3 protein-coding genes and 1 pseudogene are annotated in these 3,687 nt (G+C 64.0%); 3 read left to right on the forward strand and 1 reads right to left on the reverse strand.

Annotated features, from left to right (window positions below; all coding sequences use genetic code 11):
• Positions 1-129: 129 nt before the first annotated feature.
• Positions 130-1,149: an acyl-CoA dehydrogenase gene (locus A5652_RS10250; protein ID WP_067350154.1), complete on the forward strand. Its 1,020-nt coding sequence runs from the start codon at positions 130-132 to the stop codon at positions 1,147-1,149.
• Positions 1,150-1,157: 8 nt separating this feature from the next.
• Here A5652_RS10250 and A5652_RS10255 read toward each other — a convergent pair.
• Positions 1,158-2,067 (reverse strand): annotated as a pseudogene (locus tag A5652_RS10255) (enoyl-CoA hydratase).
• A 125-nt stretch (positions 2,068-2,192) separates the two neighbouring features.
• Between A5652_RS10255 and A5652_RS10260 the strand changes: the two are divergent.
• Together A5652_RS10260 and A5652_RS10265 are read left to right on the forward strand one after the other, a co-directional pair.
• Entirely contained in the window at positions 2,193-3,278 is a 1,086-nt protein-coding gene (locus A5652_RS10260; RefSeq protein WP_067350156.1) for a dihydrodipicolinate reductase, read from the forward strand.
• The coding region (locus A5652_RS10265; RefSeq protein ID WP_197513893.1) for a nitroreductase family protein at positions 3,275-3,687 on the forward strand (413 nt) is incomplete at its 3' end. The genes A5652_RS10260 and A5652_RS10265, both read left to right, overlap by 4 nt.

Raw genomic sequence — 3,687 nt, forward strand, 5'->3', positions numbered from 1 at the left:
TGGTGGCGTCGAGCTGAAAGTGCATGGATCAGAACCAATCTGTCTCACGACGGGCCCGGGGGCGGCACGCGCGATAATGTTACTCTCATTTGTGAGAGTAACCATATCCGCACGTGATGGGACCTAAGCGTGGACTTGAGCCTTCCCGGCGAGCAACGCCAGCTTGTCGACTCGTTCGCCGCGATGTATGCGCGGCAGTCGACGTCGCAGCGGGTGCGGGCCGCGGAGCCTGTGGGTTTCGATTCCCGGCTGTGGAGGGCGCTATTGGAGACCGGTGCCGTCCAGATGGCCGTCGGCGAAGCCGCAGGCGGCTGGGGTGCATCCGAGCTCGAATTGGCCTTGATCGCCGAGCAGTACGGTCGGGCGCTCGCGTCCGCTCCGGTCATCGAGGCCCAAGTCGCAGCCAGGCTGCTCGCCAGGTCTGGTGATGCCGGCGCAGGTCTGCTGGCGGAAGCGATGACGGGTGACAAGCTCGTCAGTTTTGCGCCTCGCGTCGCACGCAAACAGGTGCTCGGCCTCGTACCCGCCGGGGCCGTGGCGGATACGGTGGTGGCGCTATTGGGCGAGCGCCTGATCGCGGTGCCGCTCGGCGTGAACCGTCGCCTTGTGCAGAATCTAGGGTCGCTTCCGCTGGCCGATATCACGGTCGACGACGACGTCGCGGTTCTTGCCGAGGGAGACGATGCGAGGCGGATGTTCTCCGATGCACTGGATCTGTGGCTCGCGTTGACCGCTTCGGCGCTCGCGGGCGCGGCGAAGAAGGCCGTCGAACTCGGTGTCGAGTACGCCAAACAGCGACAGGCATTCGGGACTCCGATCGGATCCTTTCAGGCGGTGTCTCATCCGTTGGCGGACAGTGCCACTGCGGCCGACGGCGCGCTGTTGCTGGCGCTCGAGGCGGCGTGCGCGTTCGTCGACGAGCCGGAGCGCGTGACCGAGCTGGCAGCCATGGCATTCGCGTTCGCATACGAGACCGCGCGCGACGCGACCCAGCGCAGCCTGCACATCCACGGTGGCTACGGATTCTCCATGGAAGGTGACATCCAGCTGTATTACAGACGGGTCCGGGGGTGGGCGATGGTGTACGGCGAATCGGCCATTGCCCTCGATCGCGTCGCGGACGCCCGCTACGGGGCCGCGGCGAACTGAACCGGCTATTACGCCTCAGCGCGCACTCGGTCTTTGACCGACAAGACTATCGGGGGAGCGGTTCGCCAGTTCGGCACTCCCCTGCTCCTCGCCGGCGGTGGCACGCTTGTCATCCCGTACTCCGACCCAGTGGGAGTGGTTCAGCTGGTGCAGGGTGAAGCAGGACTGCAGGGCGTTGTAGAAGCCCATGTTGTCCACGGACTGGTTGACCGACTCCTTGATGAGCAGAGCGGCCATTGTCGGCACCGTGGCGATGCGTCGGGCCATTTCGAGTGTGCGGTCGGATAACTCCTCTCTTTTGAAGATCTTGCTGACCATGCCGAGCCGGTAAGCCTCCTCGATGTCGATCGCATCGCCGGTCAGCATCAGTTCCTTGGTGCGACGGGGGCCGAACTCCCATGGGTGCCCGAAGTACTCCATGCCGCACATACCGAGCCGCGTGCCGACAACATCGGCGAAGCGCACGTCTTCACTTCCCACGATCAAGTCGCATGCCCAGATCAGCATCAGGCCCGCGGAGAACACGTCGCCGTGGACCTGCGCGATCGTGATCTTGCGCAGGTTTCGCCAGCGCAGGTTGTTCTGGAAGAAGTAGTGCCACTCCTGCAGCATGATCTTCTCCGCGCCCTCCCGGGTCCCGCCGTTGATGGCCGCCGTCGGGTGCTGACCCGGTCCAGGGGTGAACTCGGCGCGGGCCTGCTTCGAGCCGATGTCGTGGCCAGAGGAGAACATGGGCCCCTCACCGGCGAGGATGACGACGCGGACATTGTCGTCGGCCTCGGCGCGGGCGAAGGCGTCGTCGAGTTCGACCAACATTCCGCGGTTTTGCGCGTTGCGCTGTTCCGGGCGGTTCAACGAAATTCGGACGATCTGGCCGTCGTCGAACGTCTCCCACTTCAAGAACTCGTAATCGCTCATTGTCTCCTCCATGGTTCTTCTGATGCGGCAATGGTGTTATCAATATCTGAGAAGGTATGTTCTCACAGGTTGGACGGGGTTAACCGGGAAGGGCGCAGATGACGGACTGCCAACGTAAGCCACGGGTGATTCTCTGGGGTCCCGGTCAAGTCGGGGCCGGCGCGTTGCGCGCGCTGATCGCGCATCCGGGGTTGGACCTTGTCGGCGTCGTTGTGCACGCCGAGGCCAAAGCGGGCAAGGATGCTGGCGATCTGTGCGGAATGCCGGTGACCGGCGTCATCGCCACCCGCGACGTCGGTGCCGCACTGGCTCTCGACGCCGACGTGGTCGCCTATTTCGCGTCGGGGGACTACCGGTATCACGAGGCTGCACAGGACATCGCCGGCTGCCTGCGCGCGGGAAAGAACGTCGTATGTACCTCGCTGGTGCCGATGTGTTACCCACCCGCCGCCGACAAGCAGACCGTCGACCTCATTGCGTCGGCGTGCGAACAGGGCGGCACCAGCTTCTTCAATAGTGGCGTCGACCCGGGCTGGGCCAACGATGTCATCGCGTTGACGATGACGGGCTTCAGCAGCCGCGTCGACACCATCACCATGCTCGAGATGCTCGATTACGGTCCCATCAACCAGCCCGACATCATGTTCGACTTCATGGGATTCGGCCACCCGCCAGGCCATCCGGCGCCGTTGTTCGACACCGAGCGCCTAGCCGCGTTGTGGGCGCCGATCGTACATCTAGTCGGGGACGGCGTCGGCTTGCCGCTCGATCGTGTCGACACCACCATCGAAAAGTGGTTGGCCACAGAGCGTTACGAAGTCGCCTCGGGGTGGGTCGAGCCAGGGACGATGGGCGGAATGCGATTCAAGCTCGCGGGAATCGTCGACGGTGAGGAGCGGGTGGTGCTTGAGCACATCACCCGCATGGGCGAAGGGTCGGCTCCGGAGTGGCCGCGGCATCCGTCGCCGCACGGTGGTTACCGCGTCATTGTCGACGGCCTACCCACGTACACCGTTGACATCGAGATGCACGGACGGGGGAACAATATGCGGGGGTTGACGTATGCGACGGTGATGCGGGAACTCAACGCGATTCCGGTAGTCATCGCAGCACCACCGGGTGTCCTGTCGACGCTGGATCTACCACTTATCACCGGCCCGGTCCGCGGCGGGACTTGGCAGGGAATGCTGCCCGCGACGGCGAAATCATGAGCGAACAAGATGTCCCGCGGACATCGGCGGACCTATGGGAGGTCATGCATACCGCGTCGAGCGTCCGGCGGTATCGCGACGAACCCGTGTCCGACGAGGTGATCGACTCATGTCTCCGCGCGGCGAGCTGGGCTCCGTCCGGAGGAAATCAGCAGCCATGGAAGTTCGTCGTCCTGCGATCGCAGAGCTTACGCGACGTGATCACGGCTGCGGCCCATAAGACCTGGGAGGTGATGACCGAGTTTTATTCGATCTCGCTGCCGGAAAACGACGCTGACGACCCCAAATCGCGCGTACTGCGAACAATGGCCGAACACATGGAAGTTGGTGGCGCGGCGCCCGTTCTGGTGTTGTTCTGTGTCCAGCCGCAGCGAGGGACCACCGAACTCCAGCAGGGCGGTTCGATCTT

It is taken from the genome of Mycobacterium sp. 1165178.9 (assembly GCF_001673555.1).
In the GTDB taxonomy this organism is placed as follows: Bacteria; Actinomycetota; Actinomycetes; order Mycobacteriales; family Mycobacteriaceae; genus Mycobacterium.